This is a genomic window from Paenibacillus sp. MDV22-iso6 (assembly GCF_058408365.1).
Map to the genome: position 1 here is coordinate 521,510 of NZ_JBZVDZ010000002.1, position 24,750 is coordinate 546,259.

Consider the following 24,750-nt stretch of genomic DNA (forward strand, 5'->3'; position numbering starts at 1 on the left):
ACGTCCAGATGAGATATATCGTTCAAATGGAGGGCCAAAAAATAAAAATTATACGTCTTTAGTCCCAAACGCAAACAGCAACTTCACCCTAAAGTCCGTCGAAATCGGGTCTCAGGTTTGTTTTCACTGTGGTCTATACCATGTATTCTGGTTAAAAGGATGCAATATCTCGTTTCATTGCCATCCATAACGTGGTAATTAGACTTAAGGCCTCTTACATACCATGAATGCCTGAATATTCATCTAACGCCGGTCTTGGTTAGCCAAGGCCGGTTTAACGTCGTTACTTGGCGTATTCATCCAATGGAACGCCTCATTTCTTGTGATTACATAACTATTTCGTCTAACACATCATATGAACACTTCCAAGTAGGAAACATCAGATGTGGTTGGACCAGAGGAAGGTGAGCGAAATGACAGCATCCAATGAGTATCGCTTTCAGGTAAATCTAAGCGGTATGATCCAGATTCTATCGAACCATCTATACAGCAGCCCTAAAGTATTTTTACGTGAATTAATGCAAAATGCGACTGATGCCATTACAGCTCGAACAGAAGCGGAATCAGGATATCAGGGTGAAGTACGTGTAGAACTGACCGGAACAGGCGAGCAGTTGACCATGATGGTGGAGGACAACGGCATTGGCTTGACGGAAGCCGATATCCATGAGTTTCTTGCGATGATAGGTCAATCCTCGAAGCGCGGGCAGCAGGCCTTGCTGGATGGAGAGACTTCGTTTATCGGGCGATTCGGAATCGGATTATTGTCCTGTTTCATGGTGAGTCATGAAATCGTCATGCTGACGCAATCCACTAAGGGTGGACCTTCGATGGAGTGGCGGGGTAAGCCCGATGGAACGTATACGATTCGGCAATTGGAGACACAGTTGTCTCCTGGAACGAAAGTATATCTGCGTTGTACGCCGGACGCAGCCCATTATTTTGGAACAGAATATGTGAAAGAAGCCTTGTTCTATTATGGAGCGCTGCTGCCTTATCCAGTCATCCTGCATAGTGACGGTGTTCAACATATCGTCAATAGCGAGTCACCGATCTGGTTGATGGAGCCTGAGCTTGCACGTGGACGCAGAGCGGAAGTGCTGGCTTTTGGTGAACGATTGCTAGGAGAGAAGTTTCAGGATTTCATCCCACTGACGACGGTTTCAGGCCGTACAGGAGGCATCGCATTTGTTCTTCCGCATGCAGTTAATTTGAATGCCAAGCGTTCTCACCGGGTGTATCTGAAGCGAATGCTAATCTCGGAGAAGGCGGAGAATATTTTGCCGGATTGGGCCTTTTTCGTGAAATGCCTTATCTGGACAGACGAGCTTCAACCGACAGCTTCACGGGAACATTTTTATGAAAATGAAAAGCTGGAAGAGGTTCGCTCCGAACTTGGCGATGCCCTTCGTAAAGGATTGGCCGACATGGCTGAGCGCCAGACGGAACGGCTGCAAAAGCTGATTCGTCTGCATGCGTTGTCGATGAAAGCACTGGCTGTGCAGGATCAGGAGTTCTACGCCATGATTCACCGCTGGCTTCCATTTGAAAGCACCCGTGGTCATCGGGAACTGGGCGAGTTGATGAGTGAGGGAGAGACGTTGTACTTCACTACCACAGTGGATGAGTATCGCCAGATTCATCATGTCGCGTCAGCCCAATCGATGCTGGTCATTAACGGTGGATACATTTACGACAGCGATTTGATGGCAATGCTGCCACTAGTGGTGCAGCATGTACAGACGCAGCGGTTGCAGCCGGATGAGGTATCCATGAGTTTCACCGATGTGCCACCAGCTGAACGGAATCAGTATTATGATGCCTTGCGCCTTGCTGACTCTGCTTTGCAACGTTTCCGCTGCCGTGCAGAGGTCAAGGGCTTCAAGCCAGCTGATTTGCCGGTGCTGTTCACGCTCTCGCAGGAGTCTTCCACGCTGCGTGCATTGGAAAAAGCAAGTGAGGAGAGTACAGAATTATTCTCCTCCGTCCTTGGATCATTGTCATCCGGCATTAGTTCCGCAGGTTATTCGACCCTGTACCTGAACATCAGCAATCCAATTATTCAGCGGGTCCTGACTTCACCGGATGCCCAAATGACTCCGATTGCCATTGAGATGTTGTATGTCAATGCATTAATGATGGGGCATTATGCGATGAATCGACAGGAGCTTGAGGTGCTGAATCAGGGCATCGTTCGTTTTATTGATTGGGGTTTGCGTGCGAATACAGATCGTAAGGGGGATGCCTGATGAAGACCGAAATGGATTTTGAGGATTTGATGGATGAGGCCTATGGCCTGCCTAATGGAACAGCGAAGCTTGGCATGCTAGAGGAAGCGGCAAGAGTCGCCGATGTGAATGGCATGGAGGAGGAAGCGTACGAAGCGCGTTCAGAGATCGTGGAGACCGCGACATTCTGCGGTTATCCGATGAAAGCACTGATTGCTTTTTCCTGGCAGCTGGGCAAGTTTGATCAAGAGCCAGAACGCTATGACGAAGAAACGTTAATGTGGTCGTATAAATGGATTTTGGGTGAACTATCCAGCTTCCCGGAAGTGTCTCGCGTTAAAATGATGGAGCTGCTGGAGGACTTTGGACGTCGTTTCAAATCATTTGGATACAGTGAACGTTCGTATTGGTATTATCGATTCCGCATATCCATGGATCTTGGTGAGCTGGAGGAGGCAGGTACCAGCTATACGAAGTTCAGAAGTATGGATCGTGACTTTATGAGTGATTGTGAAGCCTGTGAGCAGGACGAGATCATGCGCTACTGGTTATTGGTAGGTGATGATGAGAAGGTATTGGAAGCGGCGAAGCCCATTTTGAAAGGGCGAATGAGTTGTGCCGAAATTCCGCACCTGACCTTATCAGAGATTTTGATGCCACTATACCGGCTTGGCAGGATTGATGAAGCTGACAAACATCAGGCGAAAGGCTATCGCATGATCAAAGGACATAATGATTTTGTGCAGAGCTTTGCTGAGCAGATGGATTACCTTGCTCGCACGAACCCGGCGAAGGGCATCGATGTTCTGGAAGAAAATATAGTGCTTGCGATGGACCATGAAGATCCGTTTGCCAAAATGATGTTTTATGCCAGAGCAGCACAACTGTTGCGCCGCTGGGCTGATGAATCTCCAGGATACCGATTGCGGCTTCCCGCTTCATTCCCTTATGAAGGAGATCCAGGAGATTTGCGTAAACTGGTCGACTATTTTGCGGCATATGCCAAAGCGGCCGCAGACAAATATGACCAGCGGAATGGCAATCAACATGTCTCTTCCATGTTGAGCGAGGTATTTAATTCATAACTTGAGAAGACCTCTTAAGTATCATCGCACCATTAAATGGTACACCAGAAGGTCACCACGCTAGCCAAAACAGGCTTGTTCAGAAGGAGGGTTATCCTCCTTTGAACAAGCCTGTTTATCGTTTTTTATACCGTGAATATAAGGTTGGTGCTCCGGTTATTCAGGAGTTACGGTTGCAGGCGCGGTTGTATCTTCCGCAGGTTCCTCATCTGAGGAAGTTTCCGATTGCGGCTGCTTTGTCATCAGGTCAGCTACGATCTTGTCGGTTGGCTGTGTAAACAGCTGGTACATAATTGCTGCTTCTTCCTGGCGAATCAGTGGTTTGCGCGCAAGGAAATCGACTGATCCATCCTCCAGCACCTTCACTTCAGGACCGTGGATGCCTAGCTTAACCATCATCTGGATCGCAGGCACAGCCCAGGCATCTGTCTGCCCGGCCAGCTTCACATCCTCGAACAGTTCATTTGGATATTGCAGCTGGAGAGTTCTCCAGATCATCACCATGGCTTCCTGACGTGTGATGACCTGATCTGGTTTGAACTGTTTCTCATCGGCACCCGCGATCATGCCGGATTCATAACCTAGCTGAATGTAACCGGCAGCAGGGTGAGTTGCCCAGTCGGTATCCGCAGGTGGCGTCGTTTTGCTGGCTTTCAGCCCGCTCATTTTAAGGACATCCTCAATGAATTCAGCCCGTGTAACGGCATTTTTGGGTTGAAAAGCTTCACTTGCATCATTGGTATAGTATCCAAGGGATTGCAAACCATAGATGGCTTCAGCATAAGGACTATTCGCCTGGACATCCCGGAAGCCTTGGGGTTTCTTCCCTTTTTTCTCATAACCCATTGGGTTGAGATAAGGTTCTTTCATATAGATGGTTCCATCAGCATTTTCCTTGAACGCCGTGAACTGGCCTGTTAATTCGTCCTTGAAGAGATTATCTTCAACCTGAATCAGGGTACGTGGGCCAAGGAAGACGTCGGAAATGCTCAATTGTCCAGGTTCTTTGCCGTCATCTTTCAGGGAACTGACAATGGTGCTCAGTCGCAGATCCGCGTATAGACCAGCGAAGCGTTGCAGCTCATCCGCTGATTGAGGTGTATATTCCTTGAATTTGACGGGCTCCGCATATTGCGGGAAGAACGTCTGGATAAAGGCCGGGTAGAAGAAATTACGAAGTGCTCCAGCCTGATTATACGTTAGGAAGACACCTGTGTTTTGCTCCGGAATTAGAAAAAGATAAGAGCTGAACCCGGGCATGTCGCCTGCTTTGGTAATGATTTTGGAATTACTACCCGCGCCAGGAAGCTGGTAAGCGGCTTCAAATCCATACGTGGTGTCTGGTAACAAGGGATGAATGGAGGAACGATACTGTTCCATGCTTTTCACAGTCGATTCCTTGAAAACACGTTCGTTATCCTTCACACCATCGTTCAGGAAAGCAAGCATGAAATTCCCAATGTCCTCTGTGGTAGACAACATGCCACCTTGAGGCAAAGGCGTTGGAGAGATCGTGTACAGATCAATTGGTTTATGTGCCGCATCATAGGCTGTTGCCAGCTGTTTTTTGAACTTGCCATCCAGCATAAAACTGCTGTTATCCATGCCCAGAGGCTGGAAGATATGCTGCTGCATATACGTTTCGAACGGTTCTCCGCTCACATTCTGCACAATCATGCCCAGCAGCAGGAAGGAGAAGTTGTCGTACATGTAGGCGCTACCAGGTTCTCGAACGACAGGTGGCATATGTAACTTGGCATAATCCTCCATCGATACACTTTTGTCAAAGTCATCATGGATGTCTTCCTGCTGCGGGTCGCGAATCTCGAATCCGGTGGTGTGTGTGAGCAGATTCTCTACCGTTACAGGTTTGTCAAAAGGATTATCGAAATCCAGTCCTTTCACATAGGTCTGGAAATCAGCCTTCAAATCCACCTTGCCTTGCTCTACGAGCTGCATGACAGCGGCTGATGTGAATGTTTTGGAGACCGAGGCGATACGAAAGGTGGTATTTTTCGGATCAACGGGCGTTTTACTCTCCAAATCGGAATATCCATACCCTTTCTCTGCCACGACTTTTCCATCTTTGACAACGACTACGGAAGCACCAACATATTGTGCTTTCGCTTCGGCGGAATCAAAAAATGTATCCAGAAAGGCTGTCGCGGACTCCGTTGTCAGCGCTGTCACTTTCCCTTTTTCATTGACCGCAGCAGGTGCAGTCTCCGCCTGCACGGCGGGTGCCCATAGACTGAGGGATAGGACAAACGCCATGAACGCCCCCGTTATGGAGGTGAGCCTGAAGCGGGCGCTTCGATTGGATAAATGCATGTAAACACTCCTTCAAAAGAAAATTTTGTAAATAGGACTCTCCTGTTATTACTGATTACTGGCCCGATAAGTTTCAAGATAGTAGATTGTGATAGACATTTCCAATAGAACTCAAAACTACCAGGTTGAAATCCAGCATAGGAAAGTCGAAAATTTAGGAGGCATCTGCACAGGGCTGTGGTTCACTTTGAACCGTTGACGGCCGAAGCGACTGCCGGAAAAATACGAGAGCGCCGATCCCCATCAAAACATACAGGCCAGCCATTGCATAAGAAGGCAAAAAGGCTCCAATCGTCAGCCCAAGACTACCCAGCAGAGCGGCTGCATTATAACTCATGCCATCAGCAGCCATATAGGCAGCACGGTCGGAGTCAGGAATCATGCCAGCAAGCATGACCTGACGTACAGGCGCATACATGAGCTCACCAATGGTTAGCAGTACAGCGGATGTAATAAGCAGCCAGGCCCAATTGCTGAAAGCGAGCACGGCAAAACCAGTAGTGTACAGACACATGCCGACAGTCATAATAAATCTGGACTGGAAACGCCCCAGCCATTTGGAGAAAGGAATGGCCATGATTACGACGAGCACAGTGTTAATCGCCATGATCAGACTGAACATCTGCAGACCTGAGATGTCCCAACGGAACAGTTGGGCGTTGAATTCACTTTTCAGACGAACGGCGATGTATTTATCCATTTGGAATTCCAGAGAGACAGCCAGCACTGTTGCGGTGAAAAACACCATAAAACGTTTGTCCCTAAATACACCGCCATACGTTTTCAGTATGTTCCTATTAATCGGGGCATCAAGCTGATTCGAGTGTTTAATATCCATTGTTTCGTGAATATATAACAAGAGAATAAATAGTGTAACCAAGCTCTCCATGCATACCAGACTGAACAAAATGAAGCGGAAGGACTCGAATAATAACCCGCCCATCAGCGCACCAATCGTAACGGCAACGTTGGTGGTCCAATATTGCAGCCCATAGACATACTGACGTTCATGTTCACTGCTCACGTCTACAATCATGGCATTGGCAATGGGTCCGGTGATACCCGAACTGATGCTGCTAAGCAGAAACATGACACAAGTTAAAGGAACGGAGTCCATCCATGGGGAGTTGGCGGCAGCCAGCCAGAACAGGGCGAATACCTGCAACATTTGGGCGATGACCATCAGTTTCTTGCGCCCGACTCGGTCAGACCAGTATCCTGCGCCCAAGCCAACGATCATGGAGGCCACAATATTAACGGTTAACAGTATACCTGCCCAGCCTGCACCAATCTGGACACTCAGATAAATCGCCATAAAAGGAATAATGGATTTCTGAGTTAGATCCGTAAAAAAATCAGTAATGATACGAATTTTGATGTTGCGGTGCAAATCAGTATATTTCATGTGCAGTTCTCTTCCTTCCCGCTGGTGTTGTCGATGTACCTGAGTATAATGGAGGAAAACCTGAAGAAAAACTGTAGAAGCGTACGGGTCAATTTCGTATTTTACTCAGGGAAGGAAAGGCAGGGATAGTTGTGGAGGTCATGGATCATTATATTCAGCTTCGCGTGGCCTTTTCGAACGTGGACGAAGAGGAAGAAATACATACAACGATTGGTGAGCTGGCGAATCATTTATGTTGTACGATGCGCAATATGAATCTGATTATGAACAAATTTATGGATCATGGCTGGATCAGATGGAGCCCACAACGCGGCAGAGGGAAGACATCGGTGCTCGTTTTTTGCCATCCTCTGTTACAGGCTGTTCAGGAACGATTTGATCGACTGTTGCAGGGAAACAAGTTGGAGGAGGCCTATATGCTGGCTTCAACAATGCCGTTTTCGATGCGAGAAATATTGATGCAAGGATTACAAGGCCAGTTCGGTCTGCGTTCCAATCACGGCGCTCGAGGTAGAGTTGATACGCTGCGAATTCCACAGGAGACTGCCTTTGAGACATTGGACCCTACCCGGGCTTACATGTGGGGAGAAGTTGGAATTGTTGCGGAGGTATTTGATCGCTTGGTGCAGTACAACGCTGAACGCCAAGTCTGTGAACCGAGTCTTGCCGTTGCATGGGAGAGCAACCCTGAGGGAACAGAGTGGATCTTTTATTTGCACAAAGGCATAGTCTTTCACCATGGCAGGATGCTTAATGCAGAGGACGTAAGATATACGTTTGAACGGATTCTTTCCGATCAGGAGAACCCTTGCAAGTCACTGTTTGGCTCCATTCATCACATAGAAACGTTCGACGAGCTAACGGTGCGCTTTGTGTTGCGGTTTCCCAACTTTATGTTCCCGGATCTGATGAGCAGCATGAATGCATCCATCTTACCCCGTGATGTGGAGCTTGACCCGATGCATCCGATTGGTACGGGGCCTTACCGATTGACACGCAATCATCCCAAGCTGCTTGTGCTGGAGGTGTTCCCTTCCTATTTCAGGGGGCGGGCTTTTATTGATCGGGTTGAAATATGGCAGCTTCCCGAGACGGGTCTAGTGGAGTCAGTGATCAAACAGGACTTGTTTCCAGACGGACTGGCTCGCTTGATTCAACATGAGGTTCAGGGCGGTGTGTTTATGACTTTTAATATGCGAAAAGAAGGCCCACAGCAGGATTTATACTTTCGTCAGGCTGTTCAGCAACTGATGGATCCACAGGAGATGATGGGGGCATTGGCACACACAGGTGTGCAGGCTGCTTATAGCCTGATTCGGGACAAGTCCAAGGAAAAGCAGATACTTGAACGAATAGAATCGAAGCCAACAGCCCTTTCTGCTGACTTATCTCTCGTAAGAGCTTCAGAGCTGTTACAACGCAGCTGCTACGCAGGCCAGATCATGAATGTGTGGGTAGAGGAAGGCGAGAAAATGGAGACAGACATGGCCTGGTTCGCACAGCGTTGTGCACTTATTGGACTGAAAGTGAGTGTTACGCCAGGTAATCCGGTAGATGCCGTATACCATGATGAATTCGCCTCTTATGATGTGATTTACACGGGTGAAGTGTTTGATGAGCATGTGACGCTGAGTCTACTAACGATGTATACGTTCCAGAATACGCTGTTCCTTATGGCAATGGATGACGAGCGAAAAAGCGAGCTGGAACGTGAATGCAGACCCGTCGTTATGATTCAGGATAGTGCTGAGCGGTTGCGTACGCTAATGACGTTGGAGGGGCGACTCATTCAAGAGGCCTTACTCTTGCCTACATACAGCTTCAGGGAAGAACATGCACACCACGTTTCGCTTCAGGATTACCGTGTCGTAGCATACGGTATGCCTGATCTGCGTCGATTGTGGGTGAAGAGAAGTCCAAATACAGCAGAAGATACTGCGAGCTATCCGGCGTACATCCCATTGTGGTAAGAGTGTAATTACTACAATGGGATAGGCCGTGGGGGATGCTTTTTATACTGAAGGTGTCTTTATAAATTCAATTGGATTCGTACTTGGTTCCAGCAGTAGCGGAATGGAGAGAGAGCTTATGGTGTCCTCTTCATCCGTCTTAAACGTAAAAGTGATTTTCAAGCCAAACAGGACAAGCTCTACGGAAAACGTATCTTTTCCAGTGTATTCCATAGGCATTTCAATGGCATTCAATGTGGCCTGTAACCCATCGTTCGTCTGTTGAATAACGATCTCGCCGTAACCCGGATGATTATAACTTCCCGCATACGCATGGATAGGACGATCATGGGGATGAACCTGAGCTTCCACTGGTTTTTCCTCAACCGAGGTTTCTGGCGTAGTTGGTGTTTCTATGGTGTCTGTTGCTGCTTCGGAATCAGTTGAATCTCCAGTCATTAATTTGGCTAATCTCCCACTCCAATCTACAGGTTCCAATTCAAGCAAACGATCAATAACGTTAAAAGAAATCGTGTAGGGAAGAATGCTTCCATTCGTATTGCAAAGGACTACAACACCGATCTGTTCCTCTGGTAAAAAGGCGACCTGTGAAGCGAATCCATCGATTGCCCCACCGTGATGAATCATGGCGTTCCCGCGATAAGAATCGATCATCCAGCCCAGACCGTACGTGCTAACAGGCAGCTCTTTACTGTGGAATGGTGAATCACAAGCCATTTGCGGGCTGTGTGTAACAGCCAACTGTTCTTTGGAAATCAGTTGATTCCCACCCTGTTGCCCTTGATTCAACTGAAATTGTACCCAGGCGATCATATCGACCAGATTGCTGTTAATGGAGCCAGCAGGGCCTACGGCATCTATTTTCCGAAAAGGTATCCGCGTATTCTCACCGTTTTGATCCATATAAGGGAAGGCGAAGTCAGGTTGATTCTGCATCTCATCAACAGAGAAGACACTTGAATTCATACCAAGTGGATTAAATAGGGACTCCTGGACAACATTCTCCCATGAAGTTCCTTTGAGTTGCCCCACCAGATAACCAGCGGCCATATACATCAGGTTCTGATATTGCCACTTGTTGCGAAAGTCCTCATTAGGCTCCAGGTACTGAAGCGCGTTTACGAGTTCTTCTCTGCTCCGTGGTGAGTTATACCACGCCATCTCGTGCCTTGGAAGTCCGGAGCGATGACAGAGCATATCGCGGATGGTCAGGCGTTCTGTAGCTACCGGATCGAACATTTTGAAGTCTTTCAAATACGTTCTAACAGGTGTGTCCCACTTCAGAATGTCCTGATCGACGAGCAGGGCAGCGGTTGATGCTGTGAAGGCTTTGGTACTTGAACCGATCGCGAATAGGGTATGGGGTGTAACTTCAAGCTGGGACTCCAGATCGCGATAACCGTATCCTTTTTGCAAAATGACTTCATCCTTGTGAATAACCGCTACCGCCACACCTACTCCTTTCCAACGTTGAAGCTGCTCTTCCACAAAATCATCCAATCCATTCAGCAATGAGTGAAGATAGGTTGTGTTCATTATTTCCCTCCAATTTAAAATAGAGTTGTACATCAATTAAGCTACATCATATGGGTATGTAATCACCGTGGTTGAGTTGTTATCTGTATTTACTATGAAGAATCTGGTTGGATTTTACATCCTACCCGAGACTGATTTTGTTACCAGATAGGGTATTGCGGCACTGATTGATGGAATGCTTGTCAAACTAGTCCGCATATATCGAACAAGTCCCTCATAACATGTACTAATCAAGTAGGGGTTCTGCTGTACGCACAATCCTGAAGTGAAAACATGTGCTAAAGGGGATGATGTCATGCGCCGAATATCATGGATGCTTGCCATGGTATTGGTCTTATCGACCTTACTTGCCGCCTGCGGGAAGAAGGATGCGGCAGCCGTGGTCAAAGATCTGAACGAAGTCGTAGGAGAAATGGAAAGTTATCAGGGGGCAGGCGTTATGACGCTGCATACCGGAGATACGCCGCAGCAGTACAAGGTCGAGGTATGGCATCAAAAGCCTTCATATTATCGTATCGCGTTAACGAATGCCAAAAAGGATGTAACACAAATTGTACTGCGCAATGATGAGGGCGTATTTGTCCTGACACCGAGTCAGAACAAAAGCTTCCGTTTCCAGAGTAACTGGCCGGATAACCAAGGCCAGGTTTACCTCTACGAGACGCTGATCCGCAGCATAACAGGTGATTCGACCCGCCAGTTTGCCGATGAGAAGGAAAGCTATGTATTCGATGTAGCTGCCAACTACAATACACATGCATTGGTCAGACAGAAAATATGGTTAAACAAAAGCGATTACGCTCCAAAACAGGTAGAAGTATCCGATTCGAATGCCAATGTGGTGGTCGATGTGAAGTTCGATAGCTTCAAATTTGGTACCGAATTTGAGAAAGACGCTTTTGATATGCAGCGTAATATGACTGCTGCTAATGAAAATGGTGGCAAGGTTGGTACTGACTCAGGCGCGGCTCCTGCTGGGGAGGGTAAAGAGACTACCAATCCTCAAGCTGCAACAGAGGAAGGTTCTGCATCCAATCCAAGCGGAACCGTTAGTGATGGACAGACGGGTGTGAGTGATAACGCCGAGCAGCAAGGTTCAGAAGATCCAGCCAGTGGGAAAGGAACGGAAGAACCGACATCGGCCGAGCCGGAAGGTACAGGAAGCTTTGGGGTTATTCAGCCGACCTATGCACCGGAAGGCGTCAAGCTAAAAGACGATCAGATCGTGGAAGGATCAGGAGACTATTCGGTTATGCTTCGCTACGAAGGAACATATAATTACACGATTTTTGAGGCCCGGCCACAGGACAGAGCCGTATCACTTGCCCCATCGCGTGTTCTGGATCTTGGATTCACCCTCGGAATGATAAGTGGAGATGCGTTGCAGACACTCACATGGATGTCAGACGGAGTGGAGTACAGGATTACAAGCGCAGATTTGCCAGATAACGAGATGATACAGATTGCGACTTCAATGCAGGAAGAGTCAGGGAAATGATTTGCAAAGTATAGTCGTCTTAACATAAGGAATGCTAAGAAGCATCGGAGATGAATTCTCCGGTGCTTTGCTGCATATACAGGTCTTCGTTCCTGTTTTATATCAGTGATTCGCAGGATTTGATTTTCAGTTGAAGCTATGTGTATCAACAGCCAATGATCCTGCGTAAGATAAGCAAGGATTAGGTCCAGTGTACTCAATAATGCAAAACACGCTTCTATGCGGGAGGAACCGGGTAAATAATACGATATAAGCAGATGAGTTACGTTATGGAGAGATAAATATCTCATTCATGGTCTGCATTATAGGTCTTATTCCGCGTTTGCTCCCGACTTCAGGATAGCGCTCCTGTATGTGTTTTGGACTACAGATCTTCCGTTCATTTGACAGTCACATGCTTGAGCATTACGATGGAGTCTGACGTGAGCCGGATTAAGATGATTAGAGAAGGTGACTTAACGTGCAAGAACAATATCGGCCGACCCAAGCGGAAATCAATTTGGATCATTTGTGCAACAACGTAGACGCTTTCCGTGAAACATTGCCGCAAGGCAAGAAACTGCTCGCTTGTGTGAAGGCTAATGCCTATGGACATGGGGCAGTGGAGATGGCCAGAGAACTGGAACGAGTTGGCGTGGATTACTTAAGTGTAGCTTTTCTTGACGAAGCGCTTGAATTGCGACAACACGGAATTACCCTTCCGATTCTGGTATTGGGCTACACGCCGCCAGAAGGCATCGCTGAAGCATGGAAACATGATGTAACCATTACGCTGTTCAGTAAGGAAGTACTCGAAGCCATTCAACATCTGGAGACGGGCACATCCTCTCGTAAGCTCAAAGTTCACATCAAAATCGACAGCGGCATGGGCAGACTTGGCCTGTTGCCTGGCGAAGAGGCAGTTGCTTTTATTCAGGAAGCAGCCAAGCTGAAGCAGGTGATGCTTGAAGGCATGTTTACCCATTTTGCCAAGGCGGATGAAAAAGACAAGACCTATACACTGGAGCAGTATCGACGGTTCCGAGGCGTGATTGATGCGCTGCGGGATCAGGGATGTGTCATCCCGATTATACATACGGCGAACAGCGCCGCTACCATTGATACACCGGAGTTGTCCTACGATATGGTACGTGTGGGAATTAGTCTGTACGGATTGTATCCTTCGGGAGAGGTGAATCATCAGGTAGTGAAGCTGTCCCCGGTATTGACACTGAAGACGAAGGCGGTTCTGGTCAAAACGCTGCCACCTCATTGGGGTGTTAGCTACGGAACCCGTTATGTAACACAAGGGAACGAACGAATAGCGACCCTGCCTATAGGCTATGCAGACGGATTTTCAAGAATGCTGTCAGGTAAAGCACAAGTACTTGTGCGCGGCCGCCGCGTTCCCGTCGTCGGTACGATCTGCATGGATCAGTGTATGGTGTCGCTACAATCTTTTGCAGCAGAAGCAGAAGAAATTCAAGCCGGCGAAGAGGTTGTTCTCATCGGCCACCAATCGGGTGCAGTCATTACTGCAGACGAAGTGGCATCTCAGCTCGGTACGATTCCCTACGAAGTGATCTGCATGATGGCGCATCGAATCCCGCGGGTTTATACCCGTAATGGAGCAGTAGTCGCCAGAATCAACCCTCTTTTGACATCCTGATAGCTCGACTGGACGCTATTACCAATAAACTTTTTTTCAGAACAGAAGGAAAACTGTCGGAGCATCTCGAATTATGAATGATGACTGGGATGAAAAATCCTGAAAAGAGATGTTTGGTCTGTACGAATATTGTTCCCCGTGTTTATAATGGAGTACAGCATACTTGATATACTCGGGGCATATATATTCCTTTGTATAAAAGTTCTGGAAAAACGTAATACTGGTTCACAATGGCGAAAGGTTTGTGGGGGTGGAAGAAAGGTGGCCAACTTGCAGAACACCAAGCGGATCATGATCAGTTTGCCTGATTATCTTTTGCAAGAAGTGGATGGCATCGTAGCGCTGGAGAATTCCAACCGCAGCGAATTGATTAGGCAGGCCATGAAGCTGTATTTGACGGAGCGTAAGAAACGTTACATCCGTGAATCGATGCAGCGAGGGTACATGGAGATGGCGAAGATTAACCTCACCATGGCATCCGAGGCCTTTCACGCGGAGGAAGATGCGGACAGCACTCTGGACCGCTTAGTTAGCGGGGTGTAGACATTGATCGTAAAACGCGGTGACGTTTTTTTTGCGGATCTTTCTCCCGTTGTTGGTTCCGAGCAAGGTGGAGTCAGGCCGGTTCTGGTCATCCAGAATGACATCGGCAACCGGTTTAGTCCTACTTGTATTGTGGCGGCGATCACCGCCCAAATCCAAAAGGCAAAGCTGCCGACGCATGTAGAGATTGATGCGGCGGCACACGGCTTTGACCGGGACTCGGTTATTTTGCTCGAACAAATACGGACGATTGATAAGCAGAGGCTGACCGACAAGATTACCCATCTGGACGAGGAGACCATGAAACTGGTCAACGAAGCCTTACAGATCAGCCTGGGTTTAATCGATTTTTAAGGCACCAGGCAGTTGTTTCTTTGTTCTGCCGTGCCATCCGTAGACAATGGATGTTCCTTGCAGGAACACACAATTTCAGACAGCAATCAGAAGAGCGTACAACAGCCTAATGGCTGGGGTACGCTTTTTTGATTAAAGCTTCATGAAAGCGTAGAACATTGTGAAGCTTTTCGTTATAATGATACCTGAGAAACCGTTTACGTTAATCGACATATATAGAGGTGGAGGAGACATATGAGCATTTATATTGATCAGGAGAAGCTTCAATTTCATCTACAGACTCAAAAGGCAAGCTATGTATTTCAGGTCCTGCCTTCGGGATATTTGGTACATTTATATTATGGCAAAAAACTGCGTGATACCGATCTGAGCTGGCTTCATGTGCGTACAGAGCGTGCTTCGTTCAGCCCAAATCCGGTGCCGGAAGATCGGACGATCTCTTTCGACACGTTGGCAGTAGAACTGCCGGTGTATGGTACAAGTGATTTCCGTAATCCGGCAATCCAATTGGAGCTTGAGAATGGTTCAACCGTTTCGGAGTTTACGTATACAGGCCATCGACTGATCAAAGGAAAGACAGCGCTTACCGGACTGCCTGCAACTTATGTTGAGTCCGACGATGAAGCCGAGACACTCATCGTTGAACTGGAGGACCGTGTTGCAGGGATCAAGATTGAACTTAGCTACACGGCCTTTACGGCCTTTAATGCGATTACGCGTTCCATGCGGATCATTAATGAGAGCGCTACCTCGGTGAATATTGCACGTGCGCTCAGCTCTTCCGTTGATTTCCCGCATGCCGATTACGAATTGCTGCAATTGTCAGGAGCATGGACGCGTGAACGGGACATCCTTCGCAGACCGCTTGCTTCCGGCCTGCAAGGCATCGAGAGTCGTCGAGGCTCAAGCAGTCACCAGCAGAACCCGTTCATTGCACTGATGACGCCGGGTACAGACGAAGATCAGGGTGAAGTCTACGGGTTCAGTCTTGTATATAGCGGCAGCTTTACAGCACAGGCAGAAGTGGATCAGTTCCACACCACTCGTGTATCGCTTGGAATCAATCCATTTGAGTTCAGCTGGAAGCTGGATTCGCAGGAGTCATTCCAGACGCCTGAGACGGTCATGGTCTATTCGGACGCAGGTCTCGATGGTATGTCTCAGTCGTATCATAATCTGTATCGCGAACGCCTTGCACGTGGCAAGTTCCGTAATGCAGAGCGTCCGGTTCTGGTCAACAACTGGGAAGCGACCTATTTCGGCTTCAACGCAGATAAGATTGAACAGATCGCCCAGGCAGGGAAGAAGCTTGGCATTGAACTGTTCGTACTGGATGATGGATGGTTCGGACATCGGGACAGCGATAACTCCTCACTTGGTGACTGGATTGTGGACAAGAACAAATTGCCACAAGGCCTGGATGATTTGGCCAACCGGGTAACCAGTTTGGACATGCAGTTCGGACTATGGTTCGAGCCTGAGATGATTTCGCCAGACAGCGAATTGTACCGTGCTCATCCGGACTGGTGTTTGCATGTGCCGGATCGTCGTCGTACGGAAGGGCGTCAACAATTGGTACTCGATTTCTCCCGTCAGGATGTGCGTGATGAGATTGTACGCATGCTAAGCGATGTGCTTGGATCTGCGCCGATCACTTATGTGAAATGGGACATGAACCGGAATATGACGGAAGTGGGTTCTGCATTGCTTCCAGCAGATAGACAGCGTGAGACTGCGCATCGTTATATGCTTGGATTGTACGAAGTCATGGAACGTATTACTTCGGCGTTCCCGAATATCCTGTTCGAGAGCTGTTCAGGTGGTGGCGGCCGTTTTGATCCAGGTATGCTGTATTACATGCCGCAAACGTGGACCAGCGATAATACGGACGCGATATCCCGCCTGCGTATTCAGTATGGTACAAGCCTGGTATATCCGGTAAGTTCAATGGGGTCACATATCTCAGCGGTTCCAAATCACCAGGTCAACCGAATTACTTCTCTAGAGATTCGTGGACATGTCGCGATGTCGGGTAACTTTGGATACGAGTTGGATTTGACTCGTTTCACAGAGGAAGAGAATGCTATTGTAAAGGCGCAGGTTGAACTGTACAAAGAAATTCGGGGAACCATCCAATACGGAACGTTCCGGCGCTTGCTAAGTCCGTTTGAGGGAAATGAAACGGCATGGATGTTTATTGCCCCAGATGGCAGCGAAGCTGTTGTATTCTACTTCCGTGTGCTGTCTGAACCGAATGCACCGCTCCAACGTCTGAAGCTGAAGGGCCTCGACCCTGATGCGGATTACCGCCTGAAAGGTGGTTCCGAGACGTTTACCGGGGATGCGCTGATGTATGGTGGGATCTCTGTAGGCCGTGCATCGGGAGACTATTGGAGTGAAATGTTCCGCTTCGAACGGGTATAATAAACTGGCGTGAATGCAGTGTTTGTCAGGGGAGACCGGAAGACGTCGGGAAGACGTTTTTCGGTCTTTTCTTATGGTTGAGATGAAGGTTTGATACGTAATCTCAATTGTAAGAACTTGTAACCTGGACGAATGCTGGAAATCTGAACGGGATTTTGTGATAATATAGGGGAGAGGAATCTGCATGAATGCAGGTTCGATACTGTGATTACAGCAGCAAAGCTGCCCTGAACAAGCTTCAACTGAACGATTCAGGAAGGAAAGAGGGATTTATTTGTCTGAACAGGAAACGGTTCTGGAACCCAATGAAGAAACAATAAAGGCAGAACGCCATGAACGAATCATCAAACAGGTAGCCAAGGAACTGTCACTGTCCTTGAAGCAGGTCCGTACAACGTCGGAGCTTCTGGACGAAGGCAATACGATTCCATTTATCGCCCGCTACCGTAAAGAAATGACTGGAGAGCTGGATGAGAACCAGCTGCGGCTCATTGAAGAACGCATCGTATACTTGCGTAATCTGGAAGACCGCAAAGTGGAAGTCATCCGTATTATAGAGGAACAAGGCAAGCTGACCGGAGAACTGAAACAGTCTATCACTCAGGCAGTTAAGCTGCAGGAAGTGGAGGACTTGTACCGTCCGTTTCGTCAGAAGCGGAAAACCCGTGCCAGTGTAGCGAAGGAAAAAGGTCTCGAACCACTCGCTGTCTGGATCTGGGGTCAACCAAAGCAAGGGAACCCTCTGGAGGAAGCTGCGCGTTATATCAATGCTGAACTTGGGGTAGAAGATGCAGAGGTTGCACTTCAGGGAGCCAAAGACATTTTGGCTGAGAATATTGCAGATGATGCTGCTATTCGTGCATGGATTCGTCGTTATACGCTCGATCATGGCATGCTGACTTCGGAAGCGAAGGATGCTGAGCAGGAGTCTGTATATGAGAACTACTATGATTATCGTGAATTAGCCAAAAAAATGCCTCCTCACCGTATTCTCGCCATTAACCGCGGTGAACGTGAAAACATTTTGAAAGTGGGTCTGGACGTGCAGCCTGAACCGGCTCACCGTCATATGGAAGGACAAATCATCAAGGGTGCATCTGCGGTCCAAGACGTTTTGCGTGCTGTGATTGAAGATGCTTACAAACGATTGATTGCCCCTTCGATTGAGCGTGAGGTTCGTGCAGAACTGACGGAAAAAGGTGAAAACCAAGCGATATCCGTATTCTCGGCTAATCTTCGTAATCTGTTGCTTCAGCCGCCGATTCATGGCAAACGTGTGCTTGGTGTCGATCCTGCCTATCGAACCGGTTGTAAACTGGCTGTGGTCGACGATACGGGCAAGCTGTTGGAAGTGGCTGTTACGTACCCAACGCCACCACACAACAAGAAGCGTGAAGCTGCTGAGGTTTTCCATCGGATGATCAAGCAATATGATATCGGGTTGATTGTTATCGGTAATGGTACCGGATCCCGTGAAACAGAACAGTTTGTTGCCGAGATTATTCAGGAGAACGGGGACGAAAGTCTCGTGTATCTGATCGTCAATGAAGCTGGAGCGAGTGTATATTCTGCATCCAAGCTGGCCCAGGAAGAATTCCCGGATCTTGACGTTGCTGAGCGGAGTGCTGCTTCGATTGCCCGTCGGGTGCAAGACCCGCTGGCTGAGCTGGTTAAGATTGATCCAAAAGCCATTGGTGTAGGCCAATACCAACATGACGTATCTCAAAAAATATTGGAAGAAAGCCTGAAGGCTGTTGTGGAATCCGCAGTTAACCATGTGGGCGTGGATGTGAACACGGCTTCGCCTTCACTGCTGTCCTATGTTGCGGGTGTAAATGCCACCATTGCCAAAAATATCGTGAAATACCGCGAAGAGAACGGCCGGTTCACGAATCGTCGCCAGTTGCAAAAAGTGCCGCGTCTGGGTGCCAAAACCTATGAGCAATGCGTAGGCTTTATGCGGATTGGTGAAGGCGAGAACCCGCTGGATCGCACACCGATTCACCCTGAATCGTATAAAGTCGTAGACCAGCTCTTTAAGGAGCTTCAGGTTGCGCTGGACAAGCTGGGCAGCAAGGAACTGTCTGTTCTCCTGTCTGAGCAACAACCGGAACAGCTGGCTGTGAAGCTGGATGTGGGTGTACCTACACTGCGTGACATTCTGGACAGCTTGCAGCGTCCGGGTCGTGACCCGCGTGAGGAAATGCCGCTACCGATCTTCCGCACGGATGTGCTCAAAATTGAAGATTTGGTGGAAGGCATGGAGCTGCAAGGTACGGTTCGTAACGTAATCGACTTTGGTGCTTTTGTTGATATCGGCATCAAGAGTGACGGACTTGTCCACATCTCACAGCTGAGCAACGGTTACGTCAAACATCCGATGGATGTTGTATCTGTCGGGGATAATGTAACGGTCTGGGTGATGAACGTGGATACCAAAAAAGGCCGTGTCGGCCTCACGATGAAGAAGCCTGCTTCTTCTAAGCAGTCTTCCTAATCCAACACAATGATTGGAGAACAGCCTTCCCTGTAATGGGAAGGCTGTTTGTTGTCAGTTATAATAGTACTGTTGCCCGTACTGTATTGTTCGAAGGAATTTTATGAATGAAGTGAGAGCTTGAAGTGGACGGAGAGAGTGGCGTCAGATTTTTAGAGTTCGCTGTCCGCGCTGCGCGGGGTGCCACTTGTCGGTTTATTTCGGTAAAAGAACCAGCATTCGTTCAGCAGCTTGATCTGTCTGCTGTCTTTTTTGTGAAATGCACGCATCAGTTGATTGCAAAGCCATTGAGGCAAGGGTATCTCCTCCTCTTGCATAATTCATCTGTACGTTAGCATATGTGGCAATAGCCTGGACTGTGCGAATTAACCCGTGATGAACTCGGAAAATTCAATATCTATACGGATATGTACTGAAGAGCGGGGCGTATGAATGTAGGGTTGAAAGAAAATGAAAAAAAGCGCAGCCCCTGTTTTTAGGAGATGCGCTTTTAGTTCCATCCTGCATTAATAATAAGTCCATAGGTGGATTAGAGTGATTCCATCTCTTCTTCATACCATTGCTCTAATTGAGCCTGAAGCGCCCGGATCTCAGTGAGCAGGGAAATCAAAGGATATTCACTCTCTCTTAGTGCTGCAAAGCTTTGTTCAAGCGCATTGATATAATCAAGGCCTCCGATGATGGAGAGTTGCTCGTCCAGAAGATCAAGATTGTCACATTCGGCGATTGCCCAAGGCAGAACAGGTACATCTGCTGCGGTAAGTTTGTCAATTTCTTTGTGCAGGCGCAGGTTGAGCGCACTGAGTTGATAAGCGTAATCGGCAGGCATTTCCACAAACTGCAATTGCTGTTCCTGCTGCAGGATGACGTAGCGCATTGTAGGCATAACGAGTAATAATCTCCCCTCATACATTCTACTTGACAGTGTAGCCTACGAAACGGTTAAAATTCAAGTATTATGGCGGAAAAACAAATGGCCCAAGAGGTGTGAAAGGAGGACAAACCGATGGGAAATGAGGAATTGCAGCAATGGATTGAGCAGGTGTCACTCGATCATTTCGGGGTTCCGTTCACTCACGAGGCGCTGTTTAACCGTCGTCTGACGACTACAGGTGGGCGTTATATGCTCAAGAGTCACCGAATAGAGATTAATCCTCATCAGCTCGAAGCCTATGGGCGGGAAGAGGTTGAAAAAATCATCAAGCATGAGCTTTGTCATTACCATCTGCACATTCGTGGACGCGGCTACCAACACCGGGACCCTGAATTCAAAGCCTTGTTGCAGAAGGTGGGCGGTTCGCGGTTCTGTCAATCCCTTCCTGATGGAAAGGGCAGAAAGCCATTACCGTATCGCTATAAGCTGGTGTGCAAGAGCTGTGGCACGGAATATTTGCGTAAACGCAAAGTTGATCCGAAGCGGTACCGCTGTGGTCGATGTGCCGGCAAGTTGGGGATTCATACCATCTGAGGTGAACGTTTTTTGGAAACAACACTTCTTACCACAAGACCACAAGACTATATGCAATATGCTCCCTGATGAGCATTTATGGGAGTATCTGAAGCTTATAAAGAAAGTCACCGGAGGCATGTTGACTTGGAATATTAATCATGATAAATTTAGGTTATTCAAGATTATTATTCCCTGATAGCTCAGTTGGTAGAGCACTCGACTGTTAATCGAGTTGTCACAGGTTCGAGCCCTGTTCGGGGAGCCATTCTTGGAGAGATACCCAAGTGGCTATAAGGGGACCCTCTGCTAAGGGGTTAGACTGCGTAAGCGGTGCGAGGGTTCGAATCCCTCTCTCTCCGTTCTGAACAAAACATAATCCCCCTCCTCAGTAACCTTTAACGGATACTCAGGAGGGGGATTTTTGATGTATCGTCATTTTGCCAATGTACAAGAAAGAATGCCCGATTGCGTCCCTATAATGAAATGCCCAATACCTCGTACAAACCCTTCTTGCCAGCTTCCGTGACTTCCACCGAACGGCTGCCTTCCTTCTGGCGGGTCCAGTCCAGCTCAGACAAGCGGCGTCCCAGTTCGTCTCCCAGTACTCCGGAGATATGGTGACGACGTTCACTCCAATCCAGACACTTGCGAGCCACAGCGCGGCGTGATCCGGCTTTCCCTTCAAGCATAATGCCAAAAGAAGTGAACCATTGAATCCCTTTCTCTGTAATGTGGTAATCCTTGGCCTGCTCATCCTCAGGTTCTTCGAGATAACCTTCCCGTAATAAAGCTTCACACAACGATATCCCCAATTTTCCGGCCAGATGCCCATAACAGGTTCGAGCAAAGCTTAGGTGTTGAAGCTGGTTGGACTGTTTGAGGGATCTCACTTGTACTGGTGCGGCGATACTTCCCATCGTCTCAATCAGAAAAGCAACCTCTTTGCCTGCGAGACGATAGTATCGATGTCGTCCTTGCTGTTCAACGACGAGCAGCCCGCCTTCTACCAGCTTGGCGAGATGACTGCTTGCTGTTTGAGGAGTAACACCCGCCATGTATGCAAGTTCGCCGGCAGGAAGCGCACGACCATCCAACAAAGCTTCCAAAAAAATAGCACGACTGGGATCAGCAATTAACGATGCAATCACAGAAATATTCGGATAGGTATTCATACTTCGATGATACCTTAACTATTGGTGTAATACAATTCAATCATGCATGAATTACAACCTAAGAGATGGAAGGGATGGATTGAAGAATGGAGGAAGAAACAATGTATACCAATGATAGAACGCAAGAAGAGTTTGGATCAGAGCATCAACGGGGCTGGACCAGCGAATTGATACAGCACGAGGTGATAAATCCAAGTATTTTGTACTATGGCACACCGGTATTGCTGCTGAGCACGTTAAATGAAGATGGAACGACAAACTTGTCGCCCCTTTCTTCATCATGGGCACTTGGAGACTGCTTGGTACTTGGAGTCGGTATTCAGGGCAAAGCCTTTGAGAACCTGAGTCGTCATCCCGAATGTGTGATTAATCTGCCGGATGCATCCATGTGGGAGCAGGTTGAGGGACTGGGGCGTTATACCGGAATATATCCCGTTCCAGAGGAGAAAAGGAGGATGGGATTTGAGTTTTGCGATGATAAATTTGCCGTCTCTGGACTGACACCCCAAAGTTCAGTTCAGGTTGAGCCGAATAAAATAGCGGAATGTCCGCTCCAGATTGAAGCCGCGGTACAACACATTCGTATTCCCGAACATACACCTTTCATGGCGATTGTGGAAGTGAAAGCGTTGAAGGTACACGCACATACCCGACTGATTTCAGGTTTGAACAAGATTAACCCAGAGAAGTGGAACCCTTTAATTTATAATTTCCGACACTATTATGGACTTGGAGAAAGGTATGGGGAGAGTTTTCGGGCAGAGAAGTGATTTGTGGATTCTGAAATAGCATAGACTACCAATAAGTAATCCAGAATATATGAAGTGGGGCCAGTTGTGGTGCTACTTCTTTCTGTCTATATGAGGCTTCATTAAGGTTTCATGCGAGTAATCAAAGAATTCGGTTATTTTATTAGGCAGGGATTGGGTAAATAGTAAAGAAAGATACATGTAAGCATATACATAAGAGGGGTGATGAACATGGAAATGGAATACTTAATGCGTGTACTCATAGCTGGCATATGCGGCGTGTTGATCGGATATGAGCGCAAGAACCGAATGAAGGAAGCGGGGATACGTACACACTTTGTTGTTGCGGTGGGTGCAGCATTGATGATGATTGTATCTAAGTATGGCTTTCAGGATCAGGCAGGCTGGGCGAATCTCTCGCTTGACCCATCCAGGATTGCCGCACAGGTGGTCAGTGGGGTTGGCTTCATTGGAGCCGGGATGATCTTCACACAGCGCCACACGGTCCGGGGATTGACGACAGCGGCGGGAATCTGGGCGACTGCAGGAATGGGACTGGCTGTGGGTTCGGGATTGTATTGGACTGGGGCTGGGGTAACGCTGCTTATTGTAGTGGCACAGATGCTGCTGCATCGGCCGACACGCTGGTTGGTGTCCGCGAGAACAGAGACGCTGACCATTCGACTGCTAAAGGAAGGGGACACCCTCAAAACCGTTTTGGCTTTGCTTGGACAGGAGAAAATCTCGGTGGTTGGGTTCAAAACAGAACAGCAAATAAGCACAGACTCCGGGGAGGAGACTGTACTTGAATTCACTCTGCAACTGCCTGGATCATATAGGGCCGAGCAATTAATTGTTTTATTACAGGATGTGCCTCACGTTCGATCCGTTGATATGAGGTGAGCCCAGGCTATCGCTGGTTCGTTATGTCGCGCAATGCCGAGCTATCACGACAATCGATTACTGACCGCCTTCAACGACGGTCTCCGGCCGGGAAACGGGCTTGCCTTCAAGAACACACTGAATGGCATGTGCGACACCATGCTCCACATTGGTCAAAGAGATAGCCTTGGCAAGCGCCTTAATCTCCGGTTCAGCATTGCCCATGGCAATACCGAGTCCTGCCATTTTCAGCATGGATACATCGTTGAAGTTATCACCAATGGCTGCTGTATCTTCCATGGAAATGTTCAGATGAGCTGCCAGTTTGCTTAAGGCGTTACCTTTGGATACATCAGGATGCTGCATTTCGAAGTTGTGTTCAGAGGACACCACCATGGCTACATCGGAGCGAGAAGCAAAGTATTCGCGTCCCTGCTGCAATTGAGCCGGATCCATTGAAAAGGCCATAATATTGTAAATGTAAGCTTCGGAAGGGATTTCCTGATGGGAGTTTACGCGGTGATAGTCTTTCTTGTCATAGTGCTTCTTAACAGCTCGAATAAGGCGTTCAATATCCTCCCCAGGACTCGAACCCAGGATGCGATCCATCTCAGCGAGCATCGCCTCGTGGCTGCTTATAGGAGCGTAAATACCCTGTTGTGTGGAGGCCTCGTAGTAGCAATGATGATCCTCCAGCCACTGCATGACGGATGCTGCCGTTTCACGCTCAAGTGGAAGATGGAATAGGCGTTCACCGTTGGCATCGTGGATGGTAGCTCCGTTGGAGCCGATGACTGGTGTGTTAATTCCGCCTTCGCTGCTTATAGTTAATACGTCGGAATAGACCCGACCTGTAGCAATCGTAATCTTCAATCCTTCTTGTTGCGCCTTATGGATTGCAGCTGCGTTTTCCGGGCTGATCTGACTATCTCTGTTCAATAGGGTTCCATCTAAATCGGTAGCAAATAATTTCATATG

General features: G+C 48.1%; 19 protein-coding genes and 2 tRNA genes. 14 read left to right on the forward strand and 7 right to left on the reverse strand.

All coding sequences use genetic code 11. The annotated features are described in order from the left end of the window. Positions 1–413 precede the first annotated feature (413 nt). Both AC4PM4_RS08550 and AC4PM4_RS08555 read left to right on the forward strand, forming a co-directional pair. Complete coding sequence (locus AC4PM4_RS08550) at positions 414–2,249, forward strand: HSP90 family protein (RefSeq protein WP_491613346.1); 1,836 nt, start codon at positions 414–416, stop codon at positions 2,247–2,249. After that, complete coding sequence (locus tag AC4PM4_RS08555) at positions 2,249–3,313, forward strand: hypothetical protein (protein WP_488731226.1); 1,065 nt, start codon at positions 2,249–2,251, stop codon at positions 3,311–3,313. The genes AC4PM4_RS08550 and AC4PM4_RS08555 overlap by 1 nt, the downstream gene beginning before the upstream one ends. A 156-nt stretch (positions 3,314–3,469) precedes the next feature. On the opposite strand, the gene AC4PM4_RS08560 is transcribed toward AC4PM4_RS08555, so the two are convergent. Together AC4PM4_RS08560 and AC4PM4_RS08565 are read right to left on the reverse strand one after the other, a co-directional pair. Continuing rightward, positions 3,470–5,644: a serine hydrolase domain-containing protein gene (locus AC4PM4_RS08560; RefSeq protein WP_491613347.1), complete on the reverse strand. Its 2,175-nt coding sequence runs from the start codon at positions 5,642–5,644 to the stop codon at positions 3,470–3,472. Between the two features lie 154 nt (positions 5,645–5,798). Further along, positions 5,799–7,049: an MDR family MFS transporter gene (locus AC4PM4_RS08565; RefSeq protein WP_491613348.1), complete on the reverse strand. Its 1,251-nt coding sequence runs from the start codon at positions 7,047–7,049 to the stop codon at positions 5,799–5,801. Between the two features lie 140 nt (positions 7,050–7,189). Here AC4PM4_RS08565 and AC4PM4_RS08570 point away from each other — a divergent pair, with 140 nt between their 5' ends. Further along, a complete protein-coding gene (locus AC4PM4_RS08570; RefSeq protein ID WP_491613349.1) occupies positions 7,190–9,019 on the forward strand; it encodes an ABC transporter substrate-binding protein in 1,830 nt (609 codons plus the stop codon). Positions 9,020–9,061: 42 nt separating this feature from the next. Here AC4PM4_RS08570 and AC4PM4_RS08575 read toward each other — a convergent pair whose 3' ends face one another. Further along, entirely contained in the window at positions 9,062–10,555 is a 1,494-nt protein-coding gene (locus AC4PM4_RS08575) for a serine hydrolase (protein WP_491613350.1), read from the reverse strand. A gap of 295 nt (positions 10,556–10,850) precedes the next feature. On the opposite strand from AC4PM4_RS08575, the gene AC4PM4_RS08580 reads away from it, so the two are divergent. The 6 genes from AC4PM4_RS08580 to AC4PM4_RS08605 all read left to right on the forward strand — a co-directional run bounded on the left by AC4PM4_RS08580 (position 10,851) and on the right by AC4PM4_RS08605 (position 19,519). Next, the gene (locus tag AC4PM4_RS08580) at positions 10,851–12,053 is read left to right on the forward strand and encodes a DUF4367 domain-containing protein (protein ID WP_400347025.1); all 1,203 of its coding nucleotides are present in this window, start codon (positions 10,851–10,853) and stop codon (positions 12,051–12,053) included. 460 nt (positions 12,054–12,513) lie between these two features. Then, positions 12,514–13,701, forward strand: coding sequence for an alanine racemase (alr, locus tag AC4PM4_RS08585; protein ID WP_491613351.1), 1,188 nt, complete (start codon positions 12,514–12,516; stop codon positions 13,699–13,701). A 261-nt stretch (positions 13,702–13,962) separates the two neighbouring features. Continuing rightward, positions 13,963–14,244, forward strand: a complete 282-nt coding sequence (locus tag AC4PM4_RS08590; RefSeq protein WP_024630715.1) for a CopG family ribbon-helix-helix protein — start codon at positions 13,963–13,965, stop codon at positions 14,242–14,244. A gap of 3 nt (positions 14,245–14,247) precedes the next feature. Beyond that, complete coding sequence (locus AC4PM4_RS08595; RefSeq protein ID WP_024630714.1) at positions 14,248–14,598, forward strand: type II toxin-antitoxin system PemK/MazF family toxin; 351 nt, start codon at positions 14,248–14,250, stop codon at positions 14,596–14,598. A 234-nt stretch (positions 14,599–14,832) separates the two neighbouring features. Beyond that, a complete protein-coding gene (locus AC4PM4_RS08600; RefSeq protein ID WP_491613353.1) occupies positions 14,833–17,022 on the forward strand; it encodes an alpha-galactosidase in 2,190 nt (729 codons plus the stop codon). A 274-nt stretch (positions 17,023–17,296) separates the two neighbouring features. Then, entirely contained in the window at positions 17,297–19,519 is a 2,223-nt protein-coding gene (locus AC4PM4_RS08605; RefSeq protein WP_090808140.1) for a Tex family protein, read from the forward strand. A gap of 152 nt (positions 19,520–19,671) precedes the next feature. Here AC4PM4_RS08605 and cmpA read toward each other — a convergent pair whose 3' ends face one another. Both cmpA and AC4PM4_RS08615 read right to left on the reverse strand, forming a co-directional pair. After that, positions 19,672–19,815 (reverse strand): cortex morphogenetic protein CmpA, encoded by a 144-nt coding sequence (cmpA, locus tag AC4PM4_RS08610; protein ID WP_090808144.1) that lies wholly within the window; start codon positions 19,813–19,815, stop codon positions 19,672–19,674. A 233-nt stretch (positions 19,816–20,048) separates the two neighbouring features. Continuing rightward, complete coding sequence (locus tag AC4PM4_RS08615; RefSeq protein WP_024630711.1) at positions 20,049–20,405, reverse strand: hypothetical protein; 357 nt, start codon at positions 20,403–20,405, stop codon at positions 20,049–20,051. A gap of 120 nt (positions 20,406–20,525) precedes the next feature. On the opposite strand from AC4PM4_RS08615, the gene AC4PM4_RS08620 reads away from it, so the two are divergent. The 3 genes from AC4PM4_RS08620 (at position 20,526) to AC4PM4_RS08630 (ending at position 21,328) form a co-directional block, all read left to right on the forward strand. Next, positions 20,526–20,987 (forward strand): SprT family protein, encoded by a 462-nt coding sequence (locus AC4PM4_RS08620; RefSeq protein WP_491613356.1) that lies wholly within the window; start codon positions 20,526–20,528, stop codon positions 20,985–20,987. 171 nt (positions 20,988–21,158) lie between these two features. Then, positions 21,159–21,234 (forward strand) — tRNA-Asn (locus tag AC4PM4_RS08625). Positions 21,235–21,239: 5 nt separating this feature from the next. Further along, positions 21,240–21,328: transfer RNA gene (locus AC4PM4_RS08630), tRNA-Ser, on the forward strand. A 114-nt stretch (positions 21,329–21,442) separates the two neighbouring features. On the opposite strand, the gene AC4PM4_RS08635 is transcribed toward AC4PM4_RS08630, so the two are convergent. After that, positions 21,443–22,141, reverse strand: coding sequence for an ArsR/SmtB family transcription factor (locus tag AC4PM4_RS08635; RefSeq protein ID WP_072734299.1), 699 nt, complete (start codon positions 22,139–22,141; stop codon positions 21,443–21,445). Between the two features lie 101 nt (positions 22,142–22,242). Between AC4PM4_RS08635 and AC4PM4_RS08640 the strand changes: the two genes are divergently transcribed. After that, a complete protein-coding gene (locus tag AC4PM4_RS08640) occupies positions 22,243–22,911 on the forward strand; it encodes a flavin reductase family protein (protein ID WP_083584741.1) in 669 nt (222 codons plus the stop codon). A gap of 210 nt (positions 22,912–23,121) precedes the next feature. Next, positions 23,122–23,793: an MgtC/SapB family protein gene (locus AC4PM4_RS08645; RefSeq protein ID WP_079695276.1), complete on the forward strand. Its 672-nt coding sequence runs from the start codon at positions 23,122–23,124 to the stop codon at positions 23,791–23,793. Positions 23,794–23,850: 57 nt separating this feature from the next. Here AC4PM4_RS08645 and AC4PM4_RS08650 read toward each other — a convergent pair whose 3' ends face one another. After that, a complete protein-coding gene (locus tag AC4PM4_RS08650) occupies positions 23,851–24,747 on the reverse strand; it encodes a Cof-type HAD-IIB family hydrolase (protein WP_063564437.1) in 897 nt (298 codons plus the stop codon). Positions 24,748–24,750 lie beyond the last annotated feature (3 nt).